Annotated in this window: 21 protein-coding genes and 1 pseudogene; 12 read left to right on the forward strand and 10 right to left on the reverse strand. The window is 46.2% G+C overall.

Going from position 1 to position 23,101, the window contains the following annotated elements; all coding sequences use genetic code 11:
* Window positions 1-57: 57 nt before the first annotated feature.
* Window positions 58-672: a hypothetical protein gene (locus tag IEY09_RS07940; protein WP_188870542.1), complete on the forward strand. Its 615-nt coding sequence runs from the start codon at window positions 58-60 to the stop codon at window positions 670-672.
* 2 nt (window positions 673-674) lie between these two features.
* On the forward strand, window positions 675-1,400 hold the full coding sequence (locus IEY09_RS07945; protein ID WP_188870544.1) for a uracil-DNA glycosylase family protein: 726 nt from the start codon (window positions 675-677) through the stop codon (window positions 1,398-1,400).
* Between the two features lie 141 nt (window positions 1,401-1,541).
* Here IEY09_RS07945 and IEY09_RS07950 read toward each other — a convergent pair whose 3' ends face one another.
* Complete coding sequence (locus IEY09_RS07950; protein WP_037427910.1) at window positions 1,542-3,038, reverse strand: M4 family metallopeptidase; 1,497 nt, start codon at window positions 3,036-3,038, stop codon at window positions 1,542-1,544.
* A gap of 229 nt (window positions 3,039-3,267) precedes the next feature.
* On the opposite strand from IEY09_RS07950, the gene IEY09_RS07955 reads away from it, so the two are divergent.
* From IEY09_RS07955 to panP, 5 genes are all read left to right on the forward strand, one after another.
* Window positions 3,268-4,500, forward strand: coding sequence for a sugar diacid recognition domain-containing protein (locus IEY09_RS07955; protein WP_069454670.1), 1,233 nt, complete (start codon window positions 3,268-3,270; stop codon window positions 4,498-4,500).
* 253 nt (window positions 4,501-4,753) lie between these two features.
* On the forward strand, window positions 4,754-5,746 hold the full coding sequence (locus IEY09_RS07960; RefSeq protein WP_188870546.1) for a catalase family peroxidase: 993 nt from the start codon (window positions 4,754-4,756) through the stop codon (window positions 5,744-5,746).
* 301 nt (window positions 5,747-6,047) lie between these two features.
* Complete coding sequence (locus IEY09_RS07965; protein WP_037427906.1) at window positions 6,048-7,406, forward strand: GntP family permease; 1,359 nt, start codon at window positions 6,048-6,050, stop codon at window positions 7,404-7,406.
* Between the two features lie 58 nt (window positions 7,407-7,464).
* Window positions 7,465-8,610, forward strand: coding sequence for a glycerate kinase (locus IEY09_RS07970; protein ID WP_188870548.1), 1,146 nt, complete (start codon window positions 7,465-7,467; stop codon window positions 8,608-8,610).
* A 251-nt stretch (window positions 8,611-8,861) separates the two neighbouring features.
* Complete coding sequence (gene panP / locus IEY09_RS07975; protein ID WP_188870550.1) at window positions 8,862-10,511, forward strand: pyridoxal-dependent aspartate 1-decarboxylase PanP; 1,650 nt, start codon at window positions 8,862-8,864, stop codon at window positions 10,509-10,511.
* Window positions 10,512-10,640: 129 nt separating this feature from the next.
* Here panP and IEY09_RS07980 read toward each other — a convergent pair whose 3' ends face one another.
* Window positions 10,641-10,838: a hypothetical protein gene (locus tag IEY09_RS07980; RefSeq protein WP_088585775.1), complete on the reverse strand. Its 198-nt coding sequence runs from the start codon at window positions 10,836-10,838 to the stop codon at window positions 10,641-10,643.
* Between the two features lie 251 nt (window positions 10,839-11,089).
* Entirely contained in the window at window positions 11,090-11,821 is a 732-nt protein-coding gene (locus IEY09_RS07985; protein ID WP_188870552.1) for a hypothetical protein, read from the reverse strand.
* An 848-nt stretch (window positions 11,822-12,669) separates the two neighbouring features.
* Here IEY09_RS07985 and IEY09_RS07990 point away from each other — a divergent pair.
* The 5 genes from IEY09_RS07990 (at window position 12,670) to IEY09_RS08010 (ending at window position 16,119) form a co-directional block, all read left to right on the forward strand.
* Window positions 12,670-13,134 (forward strand): hypothetical protein, encoded by a 465-nt coding sequence (locus IEY09_RS07990; protein WP_188870554.1) that lies wholly within the window; start codon window positions 12,670-12,672, stop codon window positions 13,132-13,134.
* 62 nt (window positions 13,135-13,196) lie between these two features.
* A complete protein-coding gene (locus IEY09_RS07995) occupies window positions 13,197-13,571 on the forward strand; it encodes a hypothetical protein (protein WP_188870555.1) in 375 nt (124 codons plus the stop codon).
* A 142-nt stretch (window positions 13,572-13,713) separates the two neighbouring features.
* Window positions 13,714-14,481 carry an SDR family oxidoreductase gene (locus tag IEY09_RS08000; protein ID WP_188870557.1) on the forward strand — a complete coding sequence of 256 codons (768 nt, stop codon included), beginning with the start codon at window positions 13,714-13,716 and terminating at the stop codon, window positions 14,479-14,481.
* A 13-nt stretch (window positions 14,482-14,494) separates the two neighbouring features.
* Window positions 14,495-15,388 carry a bifunctional transcriptional activator/DNA repair enzyme AdaA gene (locus tag IEY09_RS08005; RefSeq protein WP_188870559.1) on the forward strand — a complete coding sequence of 298 codons (894 nt, stop codon included), beginning with the start codon at window positions 14,495-14,497 and terminating at the stop codon, window positions 15,386-15,388.
* A 77-nt stretch (window positions 15,389-15,465) separates the two neighbouring features.
* Window positions 15,466-16,119, forward strand: coding sequence for a Vat family streptogramin A O-acetyltransferase (locus IEY09_RS08010; RefSeq protein ID WP_037417106.1), 654 nt, complete (start codon window positions 15,466-15,468; stop codon window positions 16,117-16,119).
* 201 nt (window positions 16,120-16,320) lie between these two features.
* Here the strand turns inward: IEY09_RS08010 and IEY09_RS08015 are convergent, their stop codons facing one another.
* From IEY09_RS08015 to IEY09_RS08045, 7 genes and pseudogenes are all read right to left on the reverse strand, one after another.
* Window positions 16,321-16,656 carry a hypothetical protein gene (locus IEY09_RS08015; protein ID WP_037417103.1) on the reverse strand — a complete coding sequence of 112 codons (336 nt, stop codon included), beginning with the start codon at window positions 16,654-16,656 and terminating at the stop codon, window positions 16,321-16,323.
* A 495-nt stretch (window positions 16,657-17,151) separates the two neighbouring features.
* Window positions 17,152-18,075: a type 2 periplasmic-binding domain-containing protein gene (locus IEY09_RS08020; protein WP_229777766.1), complete on the reverse strand. Its 924-nt coding sequence runs from the start codon at window positions 18,073-18,075 to the stop codon at window positions 17,152-17,154.
* A gap of 392 nt (window positions 18,076-18,467) precedes the next feature.
* Window positions 18,468-19,145 (reverse strand): helix-turn-helix transcriptional regulator, encoded by a 678-nt coding sequence (locus IEY09_RS08025; RefSeq protein WP_188870561.1) that lies wholly within the window; start codon window positions 19,143-19,145, stop codon window positions 18,468-18,470.
* Between the two features lie 109 nt (window positions 19,146-19,254).
* Window positions 19,255-19,725 (reverse strand): annotated as a pseudogene (locus tag IEY09_RS08030) (GyrI-like domain-containing protein).
* 148 nt (window positions 19,726-19,873) lie between these two features.
* Window positions 19,874-20,257, reverse strand: coding sequence for a VOC family protein (locus IEY09_RS08035; RefSeq protein ID WP_188870563.1), 384 nt, complete (start codon window positions 20,255-20,257; stop codon window positions 19,874-19,876).
* 154 nt (window positions 20,258-20,411) lie between these two features.
* Entirely contained in the window at window positions 20,412-22,133 is a 1,722-nt protein-coding gene (locus IEY09_RS08040; RefSeq protein WP_188870565.1) for a phospho-sugar mutase, read from the reverse strand.
* 272 nt (window positions 22,134-22,405) lie between these two features.
* Window positions 22,406-22,711, reverse strand: coding sequence for a hypothetical protein (locus IEY09_RS08045; RefSeq protein WP_055646780.1), 306 nt, complete (start codon window positions 22,709-22,711; stop codon window positions 22,406-22,408).
* Between the last annotated feature and the right edge of the window lie 390 nt (window positions 22,712-23,101).

Genomic DNA, 23,101 nt, shown 5'->3' on the forward strand with positions numbered 1-23,101 from the left:
GTTTACAAGCACTTTAGCGGATGTTAATTCAGCCCGTTAATTTTCAGTGGATATCAGATGTCGTCCTTCACTTGTTCTTTTTGGCGTTTATCGCCAGTACCCGCCTTGATAGGCTTAAGTTTGTTCTCTACCCCGGCCATGGCATTTGATGCCAGCGGTGGCACAACAAGCTTATTTATCATCGTCGGTCTGGGTGGATTTACCCTGATCAATAGCTTAATGCAAGGGCTGTTCTTTTTTGCGGGTCAGTATCGTAATCCCATCTTTGCCAAACGCCACGTACTAACCGCACTGATAGTACCACTGCTCGCTTTTACCTTTACCCTTTATGAACACCGCACTTGGAGCGACTTTGCACTCAATCTTGGGATGATCATTGTAGGCGTTGGGCTGATTTTATTGCCGCTGCAGTTACGCCAACTTCATCAGCCCAGCAATCAACATGCGGGCTGGCTACTGAGTCTTGGCGCCTTATTGATTCTCGGCATCAGTTATCTACTGCCGCCCTGCGCTCTATTTGCTATCATCTTGGCCCATATTGCTTTAGCCTCTCATGCCAAAACTCCCACTAAATCATTGGGTGCTAAGCCATTGAGTTATCTTGTATTAGCCGCCTCCTATGCACTCTTTGGTTATTGGCTCTATCATCTATTGAGCAAACTAGGGGCTTAACGATGACAACCGCCCCACACCCAAGTATCGAGCCCGCTTACTCAACCGAACTCAATTTACTGCTCAAGCAAATTCGCGCCTGCCAACTTTGTCAGGCCGAGCTTCCCCTGCCAGCAAAACCTATCTTGCAAGCCAGTAGCCAAGCAAGGATCTTAATTGCGGGCCAGGCCCCCGGTGTAAAAACTTACCACAAGGGCATTCCCTTCGATGATGCCAGTGGCGAGCGTCTGCGCACTTGGCTTAATGTCAGCAGAGAACAATTCTATGATCCCGCCCTGTTCGCCATAGTACCGATGGGGTTTTGTTTTCCGGGAACCATTGAACGAAACGGTAAAAAGCAAGGTGATAAGCCGCCGCGCCCAGAGTGCGCCACGACTTGGCATGAAAAGTTATTAGCCTTGATGCCACAGGTAGAGTTAGTGCTCGTCCTTGGCCAATATGCAATTGATTACCATCTGCTACGTGCTAAGGCTCGTCTTAGTACAGCATGCAGGGAGTTAACCTCACCGGACTTAACGTTATCGACACCATTGTCGCCCCCAAAAGTCACAGTAACCCAAGCGATTGAGCAATGGTCCTTGTATTGGCCGCAATTGATGGTCATGCCCCACCCTAGCCCTCGAAACAACCTTTGGCTAAAGCAGCATCCCGAATTTGAACGCGAACGACTTCCCACGCTTCAAGAGAGGGTTGCTAGCCTACTGGCAAGCTCTCCAGAACCGAAATAAAAAACCATCATCAACAGGATAGCCTTGTGAGGGCAATATAAATCCAATTAAAAAGCCCCATTTAGGGGCTTAGAAAAAGGTCTTGAACGACCGACTTAATATCTACAACACAGCACTTTATGCATTGCGTTTAAAATAAGCTTATTGGCAACTCACACCAACTGCCGAAAATGCCGCTGTCACATCCGCCACAGGATAGCCTGAGCCTTTAGCACTCGCGGCCTGCTGAACCCCACAGGCTGCTTGATTAAACGTCGATGTCGGAGTCCAATACAACTGGTTTGCTAGCACAAACACATCGAACGCCTTACGCGTATTCCAACCACTTTTAGTCGCCAGTGTGTAAAAGGCTTTATTAAAAACACCAGAGGAATAATGCACATCCATAGAACTGGTATAATTGGCGGCATTGTCAATTGAACGTCCATCCTTTGTTGGGGTATCCATATAACGCAGCGCCCCAGCGCCTTTGACTATATCGTAGCCGACTTTCCAATCGTTACTACCACGCATGTAGTACTCGGCCGCTTCACCAGCTATATCCGAAAATGCCTCATTGATACCCCCGGACTGGCCGCTGTAATTTAACCCAGAGTTTTGCTCGGTAAAGCCGTGGCTGACCTCATGGGCGGAAACATCTAAGCTCACAAGTGGATAGAAATAGCTTGCGCCATCCCCAAAGGACATAGCCGTACCATCCCAGAAGGCATTTTCATAATTGCGGCCATAATGCACCCGCATCTCCAGCTGGAATGTTAACGGTGCAGTGTTGTACCAATCCTTGTACATATTAAAAATAACGCCGCCGAAATAGTGCGCATCATTTAAAGGAGAATAAGCACCATTTACCGCCAAATAAGTGTTCTCTGGACAAGTAAAAGTGAACACCGAACCACGGCGAGTCGAGTTCGCCATGTTGACAGTTTTCACATTGGTGTTGGTCATGGTGCATGTACCATTAGACTCGCTCACCTTGAGATAACCATAATCACTGCCGTAGTAATAACCACCGATTTTGGCATTTCCTCCAGGTCCAGTGGCATCTAAGGCTGTGCTACCGCCACCGGAACCACCACCGCCAGGTTTACCTGCGGTACTTTTTGCGGTCATGATTTCATTCCAATGCTCGAGCACCATCCCTGTTTGAGCATCTACAAAGCCCGTTGGTCGAGACAATGCATCGGTTTGGTCGCTTAAATAGGAAACCCGATACGCTAACCTTGGAGTATCACCCGTCATCAGGATAATAAGCTGTACGTCCTTTTTCCCCGTTGCCGCCGAACCCGGATATAGTCTATTCAAGGCCGCAATCGCCTGCCCTTGAGAAATCCCAGCTTCCACGGAAAAATCATCCGCAATTTGTGCCACATCTCCTTCAGCACTCAGTTGAGTATCATCCGTGCTAACAACCAAATGGTGGCCATACACCAGCACCCCATCGAAATACTGCAACGCTTTGGTTTTACTTTGGCTTTTGTTAAGCGTTATCGTTTTAACTTCTTTAAAACTGTGTTTTTGGCTCAATCCTACAGCAGCGGATAAGGATTGCCCGTGATTAAATTTAATTTCAACAGCTTGTGCCTGAATACTCGCCGCTATACACATCGCCAGTGCTGACGGTAAGAGATAAACTTTCATCGTGATATCCTTTGCCTTAGCCCATTAAGGGACAAACGACACTAAAGGGAATAAATACGGCCATCATTTTACCCACCCAATTTGTTAAAATTACGTTAAAACCGATTGAGTTCAATAATCAGTATAGAAGATAAAAAAACACCTGCCCTTTTCTGTCGTTTGCCATTACCCTAACTGCGTTGCTGTTTGCGTCAGTGGTTTATAAATAGATTGAAAAATAAGGTGAGTTATGTACGTTTTGGATCAACACATCGCCAAAAAAATTGTGAGTCGCACAATGAAAATCATTGGACACAATATCAATGTGATGAATGGTCAAGGCGTGATCTTAGGCTCAGGAGACCCTAAACGTATCGGTGCAACCCATGAGGGCGCTTTACTCGCGATTGCGCAAAATCGCAATGTGGAATTGAGCGAAGAAGTCGCCTCCGGTCTTCATGGCGTAAAACCAGGCATCAACTTACCTTTGCATTACCAAGGGCAAATTATTGGTGTGATTGGCATTACTGGCGACCCGGCAGAACTAACCCACTACGGCGAGCTACTAAAAATGACCGCCGAGATGATTGTCGAGCAAGCCAATCAACAGGATAAATTGCAATGGGAAAACCGCCAGCGTGAAGAATTTATTCTGCAACTTATCAAGGCACAAACCGATGACGATGAGCAATTGCATCGCTGGGCCAAGCAGCTCGATATTGATATCACGCTACCACGAGTGGCCGCCATTATTGAAGTGAGTGAAAAACAACCCTCTGCCATCCACAAAATGATATCGCAGGTAAACACATCAACACATAACGAGCTAAGCGGTGGTGATGAGCGCAATCCCAGAGTCAGCGAAACCCTCAAGCAAGTATTGCATCTACTGCAAAATCCCGACCGCGGCAACCTAATTGCTATGACCTCCATGTCACAGCTGGTGATCCTAAAACCCGCCTTTCTAGATGGAAAACAATGGGATCCCGAGCTTGAAAACCAACGTATTGATAAGTTATTGCAACGATTACCGGCGCAGATGGACTTAAATTTTAAAATTGCCTTGGGCCACTTTTTTCCCGTAAAAGGTGGGATTGCACGCTCCTATCAAACCGCGCAAGAAACGTTGAGCTTAGGTAAACAGCTCAACCCTGAAGGCACAAAATACCTATTTGAGGATTATTCCTTACAAGTGCTGCTCTCAGGACTCAAGCATGACTGGCGCGGCCAAGCGCTAGCAAGTCCCTATCAGCAACTAACGCAGGCCGATAAAAATGGCCAATTACGTAAAACTTTAGCCGCCTACATCACCCACTTTGGTGATGCGCAGCAATGCGCCAATGCCCTGTTTATCCACCGTAATACCTTAAGATATCGTCTAGATAAAATTCAGCAATTAACCAAAACTGATATTCAATCCTTACACGGCTTATTAAGTCTGTATCTGGGACAACTGCTTGATACTTCTGCAAGCCCAAAGTAGCGGCCTCTGTTTAACAAGACGCTCCTTTAGCCGCCGAATTCAACGACTGAGTATTTAACTCACGTGGCTTAAGCAATCAATGGATATCGCAATCATGTCTCAAACTAACCTCATTTACTGCACTATTACTACACTATTGAGTAAGCAATACATTCGGTGAAAGATTTATACCGTATCTCCTGTCCTATATTTCTGGATAACTCTCTCGCGTCGACATTTCGAACGCTCGTTACAGTCCATTGAAGGAATAACAATGACCCTATTCAAACTGACTTTACTTGCCAAAGCCTGCATCATCACAGGCTTAGCACTAACTTCACCCACATTAATCGCCGCTGAAAAAACCATTCCCGAACTGGTTGATGCCGTCAATGGCACGCCGGATGCGGCAAGTCGCGAAGCCGGCAAAAAAGTGAAACTGCGTAATCACACAAAAGGATTTTGCACCTCCGGCTATTTTGCGCCCAACCCAGAGTTACAAGATTCGCTAACGATTCCATTTTTTAATCAAAGCCAAATTAAGGTTACTGCTCGTTTTTCCCTTGGTGGCACCAATCCTCAAATATCCGACAAAACGCCTGGGCGCTTTATGTCACTCAAAATTGATGGCGATAAAGAAAACCTGAACTTTGTCACCACCAATGTGCCAGTGTTCTTTGCTAGTAATCTGGATGATTTTTTTACCTTTCAGACCAAAGTGAAACAAGGCGCCGAAGGTAAACAATGGCTTATCGATAATAAGCCCGATGCCAAAGCTTTTTTCGAGTATGTAAAACAGCTGCCACCCAGCCCCAGTTTTGCCAATAGCCGCTACTTTGGCGTAAACAGCTTTTTGTTTACCGACAAGCAAAATAACAGCGTTGCGGGTAAATGGATTTTTGAACCCGTCGCCGGCACAGCAGCCCTTTCTGCCAGCGAACTGGCTAATCTGGGTGATGATTTTTTAAAGGCAGAATTACTCCAGCGCATTAATACCCAGCCAGCACAATGGAACCTCTATATTCAACTGGCAGAATCGGGTGATGACATTAATAATCCAACGGTGATTTGGCCTGAGACTCGTAAGCGATTACTGGTCGGCCAAGTGGTGATTAACGGGGACCGCGATAGCGCTCCCCAAGTGCAACAGTGTGATAAAGGCATTTTTAACCCACTGTTATTACCTAAGGGCATTGCCCCCTCAGCCGATCCGATACTTAATGCCAGAACGGCGGCTTATGTTGAGTCTTTTATTCGTCGTCAATAACTCAAGATATTAAACGCTACACTTTTAAGGTTGGTAAACCGCAGGTTTACCAACCCCTCGCAACAATATTTCTGCTATTGCATTCGAAGTCACACGCATTATTTTGTGCACACGCACAAAATAATGGCCTGTTTATACCGTAATTCCGTCAGTTTAACCAAAGCTATTCAATTCGCAGTATTCAATAATAGGCTGACCTTAAAGCAGCCTTTATTTGAACTTAGGATCAGATAACCGCCGCGCCCTACAAAAACAGCCAGAACCACTTAAGAACTTCAGCCAAGACTGAACGGGACAATCTATGAACTTAGTGCTCATCCTCATCGGCGTGATTGCATTTATTGTTATCGCGACCTCAAAATTTAAGCTCCATCCGTTTTTAACCTTAATTCTAGCCGCCTTTATTGGCGCCTTCGCCTATGGTTTACCGAGTGGCGATATTGCAAAAACCATCACCACTGGCTTTGGTAATATCCTCGGCTATATCGGCCTTGTGATCGTGCTCGGGACCATTATCGGTATCATCCTCGAAAAGAGCGGCGCCGCCATCACCATGGCAGATGTGGTGATTAAAGTTTTGGGCAAACGCTTCCCAACACTCACTATGTCGATTATCGGCTACTTAGTGTCGATTCCGGTGTTTTGTGACTCAGGATTTGTGATCTTAAACTCGCTTAAACAATCCATGGCAAACCGCATGAAGGTCTCGAGCGTGTCCATGAGCGTGGCGTTAGCGACAGGTCTTTATGCGACTCACACCTTTGTACCGCCCACACCTGGCCCTATCGCCGCAGCAGGTAACTTAGGTTTAGAGTCCAACTTGGGCCTAGTGATTGGTGTTGGTTTATTTGTTGCTGCCGTTGCCTCACTTGCGGGCATGCTATGGGCGAACCGCTTTGCAGGGGTTGAACCTGATGGCGAAGGCGCGGAAGAACTCAAAGCTCAAGCCGCTGATTTTGAATCCTTAAAACAAAGCTACGGCACACTCCCTAGCCCATTAAAGGCATTTGCACCGATTTTTGTGCCTATTCTCTTAATTTGTTTAGGTTCTATCGCTAACTTCCCTTCTGCACCACTGGGCAAAGAAGGCCTATTCAGCCTATTAGTCTTCCTCGGTCAACCCGTTAACGCCCTGCTTATCGGTCTATTCCTGTCACTGCTATTACTGAAAAGCGATAACAAGATCGCCGAGTTTAGCGAGCGCATTAGCCAAGGCTTAGTCGCCGCAGCACCGATTATTTTGATCACTGGTGCCGGTGGTGCCTTCGGCGCCGTGTTAAAAGCCACACCTATTGGTGACTTTTTAGGCAGCTCATTATCAGCACTCGGCGTTGGGATTTTCATGCCCTTTATCGTCGCCGCAGCATTAAAATCGGCTCAAGGTTCATCCACCGTTGCCTTAGTGGCAACCTCAGCCTTAGTCGCACCAATGCTGGGCGATATCGGTCTTGGCAGCGAAATGGGCCGCGTGTTAACCGTAATGGCAATTGGTGCCGGCGCCATGACAGTCTCCCACGCCAACGACAGTTTCTTCTGGGTGGTGACTCAATTTAGCCGCATGAGCGTTAAACAAGCCTATAAAGCCCAAACCATGGCGACCCTTATCCAAGGTGTAACCTCCATGCTGGCCGTGTATGTACTAAGCTTAGTGCTGCTCTAAGCCGCTGTTATCTTGTCCTTGGGCGCAACCAAGCGCCCAAAAAGCTGTAGGATTTTGAATGAAGATAGTTATTGCCCCCGATTCCTTTAAAGAGAGCTTAAGCGCACTCGATGTGGCTAACGCAATCGAACAAGGCTTAACACAAGTGATCCCAGACTGTGAGATTGTCAAAATCCCCGTCGCCGATGGCGGCGAAGGCACAGTGCAATCTATGGTCGATGCCACTGGCGGCAGCATTGTCAATTTAGAGGTCATGGGGCCACTCGGCCATAAAGTCAAAGCCCATTACGGCATTTTAGGCCAGCAAGCCAAAGGCACGATTGCGGTGATTGAAATGGCCTCCGCCTCGGGTTTGCACCATGTACCAAGGGATCAGCGTAACCCGCTGATCACCACCAGTTATGGTACGGGCGAGCTGATTTGTGATGCGCTCAATCGCGGGATAAAACACATTATTTTAGGCTTGGGCGGCAGCGCAACCAATGATGGCGGCGCAGGTATGGCCCAAGCGCTGGATATTTTACTGCTGGATAAACAAGGTAAAACCTTAAGTGCGGGCGGCGCGGCACTGTCTCAGCTTGCCAATATCGATATGAGCAACGCCCATCCGCTACTGAAAGAATGTACCTTTGAAGTGGCCTGCGATGTCGATAATCCGCTGTGCGGTGAGCGTGGCGCTTCGGCCATCTTTGGCCCGCAAAAAGGCGCAACACCCGAGATGGTGAGCACCTTAGACTCAGCCCTGAGTCACTATGCCGATGTGATAGCCCAAAGTGGTGTAACCGATCACCGCAATCAAGCTGGCGCGGGCGCAGCGGGCGGTATGGGCCTTGGCGTGATGGCCTTTTTAGGCGCTGAGCTTAAACCCGGTGTCGAGATTGTGATGCAAACGGTAGGACTGGCTGACAAAATTCGCGGCGCAGATCTTGTCATTACGGGTGAAGGCCGAATCGATGGCCAGACCATATTTGGCAAAACCCCGATGGGTGTATTAAAGCAAGCGCAGCTGCAAAATATTCCGACTATCGGCATTGCGGGTTGCCTTGGCGACAATGCTAATGCGGTGCTCGAGCAAGGTATGGCGGCGATTTTCCCCATCATTCCACATTTAAGTCCGCTGGACGATGTGCTAGCTAACGCCAAAACCAATCTAATCAATACCGCCCGTAATATTGGCGCCGTCTTGATGCTGGGCAAGCGTTAACTTTACCTTAGCGTACAGACAGTGTTTAGATAACCAACAACACACCCAAGGCGCTATTTATAGCGCCTTTGTTTATTCTATAACCCAAGCACAGACTTAGGCGGTGTTTTAGTGCTTGATGCCTAAAAGGCCTTGCAGTAAAGTGAGCTCCCTTTTTGGTAATCCGTAAACGGGTTTAAGCGCCATGTATTTGGTTATACTCTTAATCACCTTTGCGGTTTCACTATAAGAATTAATAGACGGCAAGCCCCATGACCCAAAAACTCCCTCGCCAAGCCATCGCATCCGAAGAAAGTCTAATGCGGATTTTCACTGTGCCCGAAGATGCGGAATCCACCTTAAGCATTATCGAGCAGAAGCTTTCCGAGGACTTAGCCGGTTTTTTGGGTGACAGCATTGCCGCACTGGAAAAGCCGCTTTCCGAAATCGAAACCGATTTTCAAGCCTTTGAAATTCCAAGCCAGCCGCGTTTTGTCTCCGACTACACCGACGAAATCATGCAGAATCTGGTGGCGCATTCGGTGCATACGGCGGCGCCCAGTTTTATCGGCCATATGACCTCGGCACTGCCCTATTTCGTGTTGCCACTGTCGAAGATGATGGTGGGGCTGAATCAAAACTTAGTCAAAATCGAAACATCCAAAGCCTTTACGCCGCTTGAGCGCCAAGTGCTCGGCATGATGCACCATTTGATTTACGCTCAAGATAATGATTTTTATCGTAATTGGATGCACAGCGCCAACCATTCCCTCGGCGCATTTTGCTCTGGCGGCACAGTGGCTAACATCACCGCCCTGTGGATTGCCCGCAACCAATTACTCAAGGCCGATGGCGACTTTAAAGGCGTGACCCGCGAAGGCTTAATCAAGGCGCTGCGTCATTATGGCTTCGATGATTTAGCGATTCTGGTCTCCGAGCGCGGCCACTACTCCTTAGGTAAGGCCGTAGATCTGCTCGGTATCGGTCGCGACAATATCATCAGCATCCCAACCGATAGCAATAACAAAGTCGATGTTGCCAAAATGCGCGAAGTCGCCGCCGAACTGGCGAATAAACGCATTAAAGTCATGGCGATTGTTGGGGTGGCAGGCACTACCGAGACGGGCAATATCGACCCACTGCGCGAACTTGCGGCATTAGCAAGTGAGCTAAACTGCCACTTCCATGTGGATGCGGCTTGGGGCGGCGCAAGCTTATTATCCAATAAATACCGTCACTTGCTCGATGGTATTGAACTCGCAGATTCAGTCACGATCGATGCCCATAAGCAAATGTATGTCCCCATGGGCGCGGGCATGGTGTTATTTAAAAATCCTGAGTTTGCCCATGCGATTGCCCACCACGCCGAATATATTCTGCGCCGAGGCTCTAAGGATTTAGGCAGCCAAACGCTCGAAGGCTCACGCCCCGGCATGGCGATGTTAGTGCACGCCTGTTTGCAGATTATTGGCCGCGATGGTTACGAAATCCTGATCAATAACAGCCTTGAAAAAGCCCGTTATTTTGCCGAGCAAATCGACGCACATCCTGACTTTGAGCTAGTCACCGCGCCAGAGCTGTGCCTGCTTACCTATCGTTATGTGCCAGCAAGTGTGCAGGCGGCGATGCAAGTAGCGATAGAACAAGGCGATAAGACCAAACTCGCTCGCTTTAATGAGCTGCTCGATGGCCTGACCCAATTTATTCAAAAACACCAACGCGAACAGGGTAAATCCTTTGTCTCGCGCACCCGCATTCAACCCGCGCGCTACTTCAGACTACCCACTGTGGTGTTTCGCGTCGTATTAGCTAATCCCTTGACTAGCCATGAGATCCTTAATCAAGTGCTTATCGAGCAAGGCGAAATTGCCGCATTGGATAAAGAGTTCTTACCTGCGCTATTAGCTATGGTCAATGAATAGCGAGTGATTTAGTGTAAGCGTTAAATCTATTTAAAAACAGAATGTTAATCACAAACAGCCGCAAATATTTGTGGCTGTTTTTGTTTGCAGAGCTGGGATGAAAGAAGGTTAGGTTGAAAATATAAGGCTTTATCCAAGCACTTCTGATCTCGTTGCGGATACGCCGAATTCCATTGCTTCCGTGACACGCCGTGAAGCCATCCATGGCGGCTCTGCGATGATATCCATATCATCGAAGGTCACGTCCACAATCGAATTCGGCTTAGCAAATCTCGGTGTAATCTGCGGCAACGTTTGAAAATATAGGAATTTAACTGTGGTACGCATGTTCAACCCTTAACCAATTAAACGGCGAACAGACATGACGCGATTAGCGGCATAGACAACACCGACAGCAATCACCACTAAAGACAGGTATTTTAAGCATGGTTTTCCCCTTGGGATACGCTGCCTCACGGTGGATTAACGTGCCAACGCTTCACAGCGTTGGCTAAGTGCGCTTATAGGTATATGGGGATGGGCAGGAGAAAAGCGTATCCGTTAACGGGTACGCTTTATAAACTATACTTCCTCTAAAATTAATTAATCCCGTAAAGGTCTAACTTTGGCAAAATTACATGGCTTTCAGTAGCTACCGAGTTGATTTTTGATATTAAAACCTGAGTTTTCTCTCTGTCATCTATTTGCCTAAACTCGCTAACCAAGAGCATATAATCCCTATCGGAAGTATAAGGTCTAATTATTTCTAAGCGGCGTTCAATGCCTTTGACAGCCTTTAAATTCACCAATGAAGCAATTAATAAATCTGTGTATACAACTGAGATGAAAAAATAAACCACCATCATGATGACAATATATTGACCATATTTACGTTTTTTTAATGTTGCACTTTGAATGAAAGAATTAATATTTTCATTTATAGAGCTAACATTAGAATTTACTGTTAAGGGTTCTTTTTCTTTAATGATATCTGTACTGGCTGTCGATAGTTTTGTAAGTTTTCTTTCTGCGAGTTCAAGTTTTCTCCAATTATTTCTGAGAATATAAAAGACAATAAATGGTGAGGATATAATAAATAACAAAATGAAAAGTGAAGGAATAAAGTAAAGGGAATCCGCGCCAGAACCTACTTGCGCATATAGTCTATCAATATACCCTGAATGTATTGAAGTAGCTAGACGAACAAAAATACCACCTAACCAGTAAAGCAAGTCTTTTACTGCAACTTCCCACAATCCTGAACCCAAAGCTCCAACTAATAACATGAGCGAAAAGGAAATGAAACCCTTGAAAAATTTATTAATCACCACAGTTACGATTCCAGAAATAGAATGTTAGTAGATTGATTGTATTGTAACGTGGTTCACGAAATCAATGGGATTAAAACTGAATATGTGGTTTTAATATTCCCCTTCACCACTTGATTCGTGTTCATATCCTTCATTACATAATCCAGTGGCACCTGAAATTTAACGAGACAAATTTAACGAGACACCCATTGTTAAATTGCTAAAAGTGGTTGTAAGCATTACTCAGTTTGCTTTGCATGACTTGCAAATAACACAAACGCGAAAGGAGTTCACCTCCCCCTCGGAGTTGCCGCAGGGCGAATAGACAAATTGCGTGAGTCTTGCCATGGTCGTTCGCGTGCATCCTTGCACTTCACAACATTCAGGCATCCTGCCTATCAGATGCCGAGCTAGCTTTCGCAGGTGCAGGGGCGAATGAAAATCGGTGATTTTCGCGCTTATGAGCGAGAGGTAGGGACTGCCGAACTGGGCGCTTTACATGGATGTAAAGCCCATCCTTCGGAAGCGATAGCAAATTTGACAATGAGCACAAGGGGTTTTCAACTCCGTTGGGACGGCAAGGACTCTTGTTAAAAAGAGGCAAGAGGGAATTGCTGTTGATCCCCTCTTGGTCGGGTGTGGGGTGAAGCCCCACGACTTTGACTTTGCTTTTAAATAATTTAACGAAGACAGATTCAACAACAGTTTAACAAGACTCTCATTGTTAAAATGTCCTAATTGTAAGTAACAGACCAGCTGCCATACCAACGGCTTAGCGGAATTCGGGTGCATGATGAAGCCCCGCCACCTCTCTGTTGGTTTTTACACCACGACAGAGTAATCTAACCAAATCAACAATGGGGTGTTCTATGGACAGAAAATCATTATTGCTAGTTACACTTATCCTGCCTTTTTCGACCAATGCCGCCGTATACCAATGTGCCGATGGAAAATATCAGGCCGATCCCTGTGATGAAAATAGCCAACCCGTAGATCTCAGCGGCGTCGGTAGCGTGGTTAAAGGCCCTGATATTACCCATGCAAACGCTGTTACTCACTCAGATAAAAAACAAGAAATTAGCGATTTTATTGATAAACAACGTATTAGCCGTGAAATCACTAAACTAGAGAACGACCGAAAACTCATTATCGACCAAAGGGATAAACGTATTGTCGAGCTAAGAAACGATAGAAGTTACGCCAATAACAATCTTGCGGGTGCGACTTGGGAGCAAAGCTTGGCGCAAGAAATGTCGGCTGTGGCGCAGCAAGCAGATACACAGGTTGCGTCTATCGATAGGCAAATAGAACAATTACGACTCAAGTTAAAGTAGATAAAGTGCAGCTACTCACACTTCCCATACCAAATACATAAGAACCAATACAAGGAATGACGATGTATTTTATTGCGGCTTTTGGCCTATTGATGCTGTTTTTTAGCCTTGTAATGGTCATCAAGCCTGCGGCTTTCGCTAACGGTATCATTGCATTTAGCGAGCAGCCCTACTTCCATATTGCTGAAGTGGTTAGCCGAATTATTGCGGGTTTGATTTTTATCCAATATTGCGCCGATACCCGATTTCCACAGATCTTTTTGGCGATAGGCATTGTCTTACTCTGCGTTGGAATAGGCTTGGCATGCACGCCGCCGAGTAAACATCGTAAATTTGCCCTATGGTCAGCCCAAGCGTTTAAGAATCAATTTCGCTTAATCGGTGTTGTTTCCGTCCCGCTGTCTTTGCTACTGATTTATGCCGCTGGCGTTGCCTAAAACTCAGTAATAATCCACCCAACTTTCACGACGTTAGCAACCAAGTGTAAAAGCGCAAGATTCGGGTCGAGTTGCATCCCCTAACCCTTCACTATGTCTCTATCGGCGCATATTGGCCGAGGCAATTAATGGAGACATATCTATGGCAGTGTTACAGGGAAAGGTCGCAATCATTACAGGGGCAAGTTCGGGGATTGGTTATGCCACCGCAAAACGCTTTGCCCGTGAAGGCGCAAAACTGGTGCTGGGGGCGCGCCGCGGCGCCATATTGGCCTCAATGGTGGATGAGATAATCACCCAAGGCGGTGAAGCAGTTTATCTGGCGGGCGATGTGACTGACGAGGTGTATGCCAGTGATTTAGTGGCACTTGCTGTTGAGCAGTATGGCGGATTAGATATCGCCTTTAATAATGCCGGTATTAATGGTGAGTTAGGCGTGGATTCGGATGCGCTTAGCCGTGCCGAATGGGAAAACACCCTAACAACCAACCTTACCAGTGCATTTTTAGCGGCAAAATATCAATTGCCACAGATGCTTAAACGTGGCACAGGGTCGATTATTTTTACATCTTCCTTTGTTGGCTATACCATAGGTTTTCCGCAAACGGCAGCCTATGCGGCGAGTAAAGCGGGGATGATTGGCTTAACCCAAGCCTTGGCCGTTGAGTACGGCGCGCGCGGGATTAGGGTCAATGCGCTATTGCCAGGCGGCACAGATACGCCGATGGGACGGGAGTTTGCCAATACCCCAGAGGCCATGGCCTTTGTGAAGAACCTCCATGCCCTCAAGCGCCTCGCAGATCCCGCGGAAATCGCCCAATCCGCGCTATATCTCGCCTCCGATGCGGCCAGTTTTACCACAGGGATCGCCTTATTGGTCGATGGTGGTGTGTCCATCTGTAAAACCTAGGGAATGGATAACGATGACCCAAGATTACGAGCGAATTGCACGTGCCATTGACTTTATTCGTCAGCATGTGGGTCATCAACCCTCACTGGCTGAGATTGCGGCGCACGTCCATTTAAGTGAATTCCATTTTCAACGGCTCTTTAGTCGCTGGGCGGGGATCACTCCCAAACGTTATTTGCAGGCCTTAACCCTAGAGCGGGCAAAACAATTATTGCAGCAGCCGGCCCACTCGACCTTAAGTGCCAGTTATGAGTTAGGCCTGAGCAGTGGCTCGCGTCTATACGATCATTTTGTGCAACTCGAGGCGGTCACCCCCTTTGAATATCGCCAGCAGGGTTTAGGGATCAGCATTGCCTATGGCTATCATTCCACGCCCTTCGGGTTGGCCTTTATCGCCCAAACGGCCCGGGGCATTTGCCAGTTTGATTTTGTCGATATGCAGCAAATTCAATTGCCATTAGAACGTTTAAAGCAGAGCTGGAGTCAGGCCACCATTTATGAGGACACAGCGCAAACAGCAAGCTTAATTGATCACCTCTTTAGCCAGTACTTTGCTGACACGAGTGCCAAAAAGCTTAGTTCAATAGCATCCAGCACTCAGACTATTCACCAAGGTGAGCCTTCCCCGCTCTCACTCTGGGTAAAAGGCACTAATTTTCAGCTTAATGTGTGGCGCGCCCTACTGAATTTACCTAAGGGAGAAGTCGCCTCCTACGGTGATATTGCCAAGGCCATTGGTAAGCCTAAGGCCTCACGCGCGGTCGGTACGGCGATTGGCGCTAATCCGGTGGCATTACTTATCCCCTGCCATCGGGTGCTACGCCAAACTGGTGAACTTGGCGGTTATCGCTGGGGTGAAACCCGTAAACATGTCATATTGGCAAGGGAAGCGGCCTATAGTGAGTAAAACCATTAAACAGAGGTTTGACAGGCTTTCATGCTCTTAACTGAATTCTTAGCTATTAAATAATAAGGGAGGCAAACATGCCGACGCATTCCCCATCCCAACAGGGACCTAACCCGAATGATAAATCCCCCTTAAAAGGATTTCCTCAGGTGGGTTTTCTGAAGAACTTTATTAGCCGCGACAACATTATCGTCGGCGATTACACCTACTACGATGACCCCGCGGGGCCCGAAAGATTTGAGTCAAATGTGCTTTATCACTTTGACTTTATTGGCGATAAACTGATTATTGGTAAATTTTGTGCCATTGCAAGGGACGTTAAGTTCATCATGAATGGCGCCAATCATTCAGTGTCTGGCTTTTCCACTTATCCCTTTTATATCTTCGGTAATGGCTGGGAGAAGGCAACACCTAAGCCAGAAGACTTTCCTTTTAAGGGCGATACTTGTGTCGGTCACGATGTTTGGATTGGTTATAACGCCACAATCATGCCTGGGGTGAAGATTGGCCATGGCGCGATTATCGCAAGCCAATCTGTCGTCACAAAAGATGTGCCGCCCTATGCTGTTGTGGGTGGTAATCCTGCCGCTATTATTAAACTAAGATTCGAGCAAACAGTGATAGATAAGCTCGTTGCTATTGCATGGTGGGATTGGCCGATTGAGAAAATCACTCAGCACTTAAGCGCTATCGCTGGCGCAGAACTCACTAAGTTGCAGCTGGCAGATTAAGCAAGCGAGACCCACAAAACGAGTTACAAGTGAAAAGATGAAACCTTTGCCGATATCAAAGGAATGACTGTTGGCAGTATAGCTAGCGCTTAACTCCGGTGAACCCAATGATAAACAAGTAATCATTAATCATCCTGATTAGGATATTGGGCTAAAAAATGGACGCAAAATGATGCGTCCATTTGCAGTAAGATTAGACGGTTAATTACGTTTAATTGGGGTCAAACCTTTATTACGACTCTCAATAGCATCGTCTAAGTCAAAGCCTGAATCGCGCCAATTTTTAGCTTCTTCTGGGGCAAATTTCTGTGCTCCCCACGCCATCGCATCCTTTAGATTAAATCCAGCCTTGTTCCAGTCAGACGCTTGCGCTGCATCAAATCCACTAAGATGCCACTTTTGAGCAACTTCAGAACTAAAACCTGCCGACTTCCAAGCAGATATTTCATCGGCGGACATTCCAGACCAATCTTTCGGCATAGAACTACAAGCAAACAACACCAAACACATCAATAAGCTAGAACTAATTTTCAACATAGCGCCTCCGCAGCGTTTTTCATTAATACGACTTACGATTACTGTTTAACCATCTTCATTAGCGATTGCCAATGATTGTAGTAACAACGATTCCCCCCTAAATATCGCTATCGATATCCCAACAGACACGACCTGATTCACTGTTATTTAAGAGGATCGATTGGTTGCTCACAGACACATCACTGCAAATGCAGCGTCGAGGAGCTCAACAACTGTCTCGACATCTTACGTATCATTTCCTCTAGCAACTACTTCATAGTGCAAATCAGTGAAAATACAACAGAAATTAGCATAATGATGCTCCAACAAAACAGCAATAGCTAGCAATGAGGATAAAGAAAAATTTTTATCTACTATACAGTTAACAGTATTAATCTGGTTACAGAATCCAATCCTCTTTAAAGAAAGTAAACCATCAATAGCACACACAGATCAGCTAACAACCATTTAACTTTTTTGATAATGAAAAACTTAATATTCCCATTAAATATGGGATTAATGGTACTTCTCACATAGCGCCGAAAAATCACTACTTGGTTCGAGCAAAAAGTCCTTACCAACAATTGATGTCATTTCTGCTTCAGTAGTGAGTGGGTTATTAATTTTAAAAACTCGTCTATGATTAATATTACTTTTTAACAAAAATTCGCAATGCCGCCGATAAAATAATTCATCAAACTTTCCATTAGCAATTATTCGTTTAAGTCCCTCTTTTATTCTTGTGGCTAAACGCGGCTGATTTGGTGCAACATAATAATAAGTTGCAAGGGGTATATGCAGTAAAATATTATCATCAACAACGAGATCGGGATACTGTTGCTTAAACTGTTCAACCTCTTGAAAAGCCTCATTAATACCACGTCCGAAAGTAATAAACCTCCCCATAGATAACATATTAAACAAATTATCATATTGAATACTTTCAATAACGTTAAATCCAGCATTTTGCATGGCAGCTTTACTTGACCATTGGCTACCAGAACCGGTATCTAACGCCATTAACTGCGCCAATGTATTTATATTTTCCATAATGGATAAATTTTGTTTCTTGATAATAAATACTCTAAAACCCTGAATACCTTTCCGGATTGGAATTTTTATTGGAATTAACTTTTCATCCCACTGAGAATTGGATGCTTCAGCAATAACGTTGACTGTTTTACCTTCTAATAATCCTCTAAAAATACGGTTACGACTCATGACAACATCAGAAATCTGTATTGTTCCAACACCAAAATCATTGTTTGTTGCTTCAATAATTAATGTCAACAGATCATAAGTATATTGGTATCTATGGTCATTATTCGATTCAGGAGGATTAATAATAAAAGTATCAACAGCATATGAGTTTGGTATATATGTCCATATTCCAATACAAAACAGCAAAGTGAACAGACTAAAACGCTGAAATGTCATCATATATGCTCATTACGCTATATCAAAGCTATCCTTCCCGCTAAATTTTAGCAGAAAGAATAGATCTCGTAGGTATGTACAGCACAACATTTATGCGTTTTGTGAGTCAAACCAAGCAAACATGCCCTTATAAGCCGTGCAGGGTAAAATATCCAAATACCACATTGTACATATAATGCGAGACGCTGGATCTGCTAAGATGGCTTTTACGCCATTAAACATAAATTAAAAATCCATAATAACCTTATTAATCAAAGACTTTGGTTGATCAATATTGACTAAAACCATTGTGTTAGAACCATAGTTCCTTTGAATGGTTAACGATATAAACAATGTTTTCCTCACTCAATGAGGTATTCCATCGCTTTCTATCAACACCACCATCACCGCAAATGTTAAGACTGGCTTTCAATCAGGCAAATATAATCCTCTAACTCCTGTCCCGGCGTCGGTTCAAAATGGCAGTTAAGCCTTAATAATCCTGTGATACGATCGACCCGAAAGTTGCGAAAATCTTGGCGTAATTCACACCAGGTCAGCAAGGTCCAAGTGCCGCGCCAAAAATAGATGGCGAGCGGCCGCACTTCGCGCTCTGTCAGGGTTTTATTCACATCTTGATAGAATAGTTTGACGTATTCACGGCGCTGGGCCGCATTACGCAGCGGATCGAGAAACTGAAACTCGTTGGAATCTAGATAAAAATCCGGCGAGAACATCAAGGATTGATAGGCTTGCAAACGCTTAGGTAGCACGGCTTCCACTTTTATCATCGCCTGACGCGCCGCACTGCCAAGCTCTTTGCCGCCCCATGTTTGCACCATGCGCATGCCGACTTGAATCGCCTCTAATTCGGCCTCGTTAAACATCAGTGGCGGCACATTCACTTCGTGGCGCAATAGATAACCCACGCCCGCCTCCCCTTCAATGGGAATGCCGCTCAAACACAAATCCTGCACATCGCGGTAAACCGTGCGAGTCGAGACTTCTAAACGATCCGCCAGCTCTTGGGCGGTCGTCAGTCGTCGATGTTTAAGAATTTGCACTATTTGAAATAGGCGGTCGGCACGGCGCATGGACAGTAATCACACCTCAAATTAGGTTTGCTACAAAAGCTTGGGATCTTAACCGCTAAAGCTTAGCCGCCCAAGCGATAGTGTACAGGCAAAGCGTTATGGATTCGGCCTACACGATCCCGATATAAATCTCGACCTTATCGGCGCTTCGATACACTTCAAAGTCCGTTTGATAATCACGCTGATGCGGACAATTAGGTGCACTAAAGTAGCGCCAAATCTGTCCCCAAAGATCCACCACACAGTGGGGCATTTCCCCTTGCGCACTGAACTTAAGGTAGTTTCCTTCTCACAGCTGCAACGCCGTAAAAGGGCCGGTCTCGCTGACAGACTCAACGCTTTTCCCCACTAAAACCGAATAGTCTCCCGTCATATCGGACTCATAGTCGTAGTAAACCCCATACATGGGAGAATCGAGCATCGCCGTGAGTTGTGATGATTCAAAGAATGTCTGCCAAAGCGCTGCAATCTTGCCGCCCTCACCCGCCATTTCGGTGCTATTGTTGGTGCGCGTACTCAGCCCAAGCATAGGTTGAGCCGCCAAATAAACCAGTTCTATTGTCGTGTTCACTTTCACCATCACTTAAGGTTATTAATTAAGGCCTGTCATTTGATATCTATTGTTTTAGGTGCATAGCCAGACGCTGGTAGCCAACAATATCTTATAAATATCAATGTAAAACAGAGAGCAAAAAGTCGTGCCAAAGCACGACTCCGCAAGGTTTCAATTACTGGTTTTGCGACCAGAGGCCGACCTTATTGCCTTCGCTATCCACAAACAGGGCGATATAACCACAACCGCCATCCTTGATAGGCGTCACAGGCAATAGCATAGTCACATTGGCGGCCACGAGTTTATCCACTAAAGGTTGCAATTGAGTGCTGAAATGCAAGTATACAGTGCTACCGTCCATCGACGGTTTGCTCATGCTGCATTTAACGAGGCCAATGCTTGGTGCGCCTTCATCCTCTGTTTCAATCGTGGCGTATTGCATGTCTTCCATGTCGTCACGCTTAAATTCAACGCCGAAATGTTGTTGATAAAAAGCGATGGCACGATCCATATCACTGACAGGAATTTCACCCCAAACTAACGGTGCAATTGATAACATTTTCACTTTCTCCTTGTTGAAAAATGCCAATGATTCATCACGTTATAAATGTGGATCACCAGCGGACGACAACAAGAATAAAACAAGGCTACTGACAGCATCATGTCAGTAGCCTTTGAGTGAAGCTGAATTTATTTAACGAAGAATAACAGGATTACTTAGGCAGGCTTGCCTGATGGGCTGAAATAAACACCTCCATCGCCTTAGTCGCTCTCGCTTGCGCCGTGGCTAAGGTATCTTGCGCCGTCATAGGCTCAACCACCTCGTAGTAACACTTGATTTTAGGCTCAGTGCCCGATGGCCGTACTATCACCCGCGCGCCATTGGCTAAGCGATAAGTTAATACATCACTGGCGGGCAGATTGATTTTCTCAACCTTGCCGTCGGCAAATCGGCGTTCTAACGCCTTGAGATCATCGGTCGACACCACGGCATGTTCACCAATCTTCAGCGGCGGATGTTCACGCAGATACGCGCCGATATTCGGCGTGTCGGGTTTTAAGGCAATGCTGACTTGGGCATTGAGATGAAAACCCTGCTCGCGGTAAATCTGCTCGAGTCTATCCCAAATGCTTTGCCCTTTAGCAGCAAGTTCGGCAGTTAATTGGGCGAAGGCAACTAAGGCCGATAGGCCATCCTTATCCCACACCATGCTACCGACGGTATAACCCAGCGCCTCTTCGTAGGCAAACAGGAATTGATTTTCAGGCTGACTCTGCGCAATCCCCACATTCATCAGCCATTTAAAACCGGTGAGCGTGGTATAACTTTCAACGCCAAAGCCTTTGGCAATTTTAGATAATAGACTGGAGGACACAATAGTCGTGCCCACCAGTCGTTGGTCTTTCGCGGCATGGCTTAACAGATAATGGCCAAAGAGCACGCCCACTTGGTCGCCTGTTAGCATTTGATACTCGCCATCATCCTTACGTACTGCAACCGCAAATCTGTCGGCATCGGGATCATTGGCGCAAGCAAGCATGGCGGCATGTTTTTTCGCTTCGGCGATGACTAAGTCCATCGCACCCTTTTCTTCCGGATTAGGGAAGTTAACCGTTGGGAAATCCCCATCGGGTTCGCGCTGCGCCGCCACCGAGTAGACTTGGGTAAAACCCGTGTCCTTAAGCACAGTTTCAGCCATTTCAGCGCCCACACCATGCATAGCGGTATAGGCAAGGCTGACTTTTTCGGGCGCAGTGTGATTTTGCAGCACATTGGCGTGCATCACGCCGCGGCGATAGGTTTCGTAATAATCGTCATTAAGCCAAATCAATTTACCGTGCTTGATGGCATCAGCCTGATCCATAAACGGAATTGCTTGGGTTGCCGCCTGCTCAATCTTAGCGGCGATACCTGAGTCATGGGGCGGGATAATCTGCGCGCCGTTTTCCCAATACACTTTGTAGCCATTGTATTGTGGTGGGTTATGGCTGGCAGTCACCACAATACCCGCTGCAGCATTAAAATGCTTAACCCCAAAGGCCACCAGCGGCGTTGGCGCCACTTTGGCGGTGAGACGCACTTTAATCCCCATCGCGGTGAGTACACTGGCGGTATCATGGGCGAAAGTGCGTGAATCGTGGCGGCCATCGTAACCAATCACAACCCCGCGCTCGGCGGCATCTTTAATTTGTTCGAGCAAATAGGCACCAAGCCCAGCAGATGTTTGGCGGATAACCAAGCGATTCATGCCCATAGGACCTGCGCCCACCACACCGCGTAATCCGGCGGTACCAAACTCTAACCGTCCCGCAAAACGTGCCTCGAGTTCGGCGTCATTGCCGGCGTCGATTAAGGCTTGCAGTTGTGCCTGAGTGCGGGGATCGGGGTCATTTTCGAGCCAATGCTTAACCTGTAATTGCAGATGAGTATTCATATGAGCCTCAGTGAAAATCATTTTCAATTACCTTAGGAAAATCCATGCCGAAGAACAAGCAAATTTGCACTTTTCGCGGCGGATTTAAGGTGTAAAGAGAGAGAGTGTAACGAAATTAGGAGAAGTTAAGTCACGTAAAGACGCGATTTATTAACCCTGTTAATCCTCATGTAACAGGGGCTGTCGTGCTTGCGCAGCAGCGCGCCGAGGTGCTTCGAAAGCACTCACCACCTCAAGCAAAATTGCACTGATAAATGCCACGAATTGACGTCTTAACGCAGTAAATTAATCGACACTACGTTAGAGAACAGCTCCTTTTCAGAGTCCTGCTCCAATTGATTTCGCCAAGGTTTATCGAAAACCCGCACAAGATAATATGTATCGCGCCCCGTGTCTGTCACAAAGGCGATGCCAAAACGCATCAACTCGTAGTGAATATCATGGACAAACACCAATGAAAAATTTTGGCGTCCGGTCAGCTGATTGATATCTTCTCGAGTTAAACTCACGCCCTTTTCAACACCCTCGAAGCGTTTCTTTAGCCAATGAGCAAATTCCTTCGCACTCACCATAGACATGATCTTTCTCCTCGTACGATCCTCGGCATTAACGGCCTGGTTCGCGGTCATCTGTTCGATTATTTGTAATGATGGCGTGGCGTAATGGCCAACATCTCAGAATGAGCCAAACTGTCGTCCCATTCCGGCAGATAAAGAGCTAAGCCACAAATTTGATGGTGCTAATAATTTATTGTTATTAGTGCAAAATTGATGAAAACAGACTATCTATATTTGGCTCAGTGCGCTGTAAGGCGAACGATTACCCAAGTAGAAAGAAAGCCCGAGCCAAACGACTGTCTATACGAAAAATAGAACAGTTTGCACACTTTTACCAAACCTAAAAACCGCAAATAGAAGTTATTTCATCGGTCAATAACCCAGGCAATCACAACCTATCTTTGAGATGAC

This window comes from Shewanella xiamenensis (assembly GCF_014647135.1).
Classification (GTDB): Bacteria; Pseudomonadota; Gammaproteobacteria; order Enterobacterales; family Shewanellaceae; genus Shewanella; species Shewanella xiamenensis.

Coding starts and splice junctions, on each gene's coding strand:
- IEY09_RS08035 (WP_188870563.1), bottom strand. CDS start 20,257: ATGTTATCAATTGCACCGTTAGTTTGGGGTGAAATTCCTGTCAGTGAT.
- IEY09_RS07960 (WP_188870546.1), top strand. CDS start 4,754: ATGACCCTATTCAAACTGACTTTACTTGCCAAAGCCTGCATCATCACA.
- IEY09_RS07940 (WP_188870542.1), top strand. CDS start 58: ATGTCGTCCTTCACTTGTTCTTTTTGGCGTTTATCGCCAGTACCCGCC.
- IEY09_RS07970 (WP_188870548.1), top strand. CDS start 7,465: ATGAAGATAGTTATTGCCCCCGATTCCTTTAAAGAGAGCTTAAGCGCA.
- IEY09_RS07995 (WP_188870555.1), top strand. CDS start 13,197: ATGTATTTTATTGCGGCTTTTGGCCTATTGATGCTGTTTTTTAGCCTT.
- IEY09_RS08005 (WP_188870559.1), top strand. CDS start 14,495: ATGACCCAAGATTACGAGCGAATTGCACGTGCCATTGACTTTATTCGT.
- IEY09_RS07955 (WP_069454670.1), top strand. CDS start 3,268: ATGTACGTTTTGGATCAACACATCGCCAAAAAAATTGTGAGTCGCACA.
- IEY09_RS07950 (WP_037427910.1), bottom strand. CDS start 3,038: ATGAAAGTTTATCTCTTACCGTCAGCACTGGCGATGTGTATAGCGGCG.
- IEY09_RS07980 (WP_088585775.1), bottom strand. CDS start 10,838: ATGCGTACCACAGTTAAATTCCTATATTTTCAAACGTTGCCGCAGATT.
- IEY09_RS08025 (WP_188870561.1), bottom strand. CDS start 19,145: ATGCGCCGTGCCGACCGCCTATTTCAAATAGTGCAAATTCTTAAACAT.
- panP (WP_188870550.1), top strand. CDS start 8,862: ATGACCCAAAAACTCCCTCGCCAAGCCATCGCATCCGAAGAAAGTCTA.
- IEY09_RS07965 (WP_037427906.1), top strand. CDS start 6,048: ATGAACTTAGTGCTCATCCTCATCGGCGTGATTGCATTTATTGTTATC.
- IEY09_RS08020 (WP_229777766.1), bottom strand. CDS start 18,075: ATGATGACATTTCAGCGTTTTAGTCTGTTCACTTTGCTGTTTTGTATT.
- IEY09_RS07990 (WP_188870554.1), top strand. CDS start 12,670: ATGGACAGAAAATCATTATTGCTAGTTACACTTATCCTGCCTTTTTCG.
- IEY09_RS07945 (WP_188870544.1), top strand. CDS start 675: ATGACAACCGCCCCACACCCAAGTATCGAGCCCGCTTACTCAACCGAA.
- IEY09_RS08015 (WP_037417103.1), bottom strand. CDS start 16,656: ATGTTGAAAATTAGTTCTAGCTTATTGATGTGTTTGGTGTTGTTTGCT.
- IEY09_RS08000 (WP_188870557.1), top strand. CDS start 13,714: ATGGCAGTGTTACAGGGAAAGGTCGCAATCATTACAGGGGCAAGTTCG.
- IEY09_RS08040 (WP_188870565.1), bottom strand. CDS start 22,133: ATGAATACTCATCTGCAATTACAGGTTAAGCATTGGCTCGAAAATGAC.
- IEY09_RS08010 (WP_037417106.1), top strand. CDS start 15,466: ATGCCGACGCATTCCCCATCCCAACAGGGACCTAACCCGAATGATAAA.
- IEY09_RS08045 (WP_055646780.1), bottom strand. CDS start 22,711: ATGTCTATGGTGAGTGCGAAGGAATTTGCTCATTGGCTAAAGAAACGC.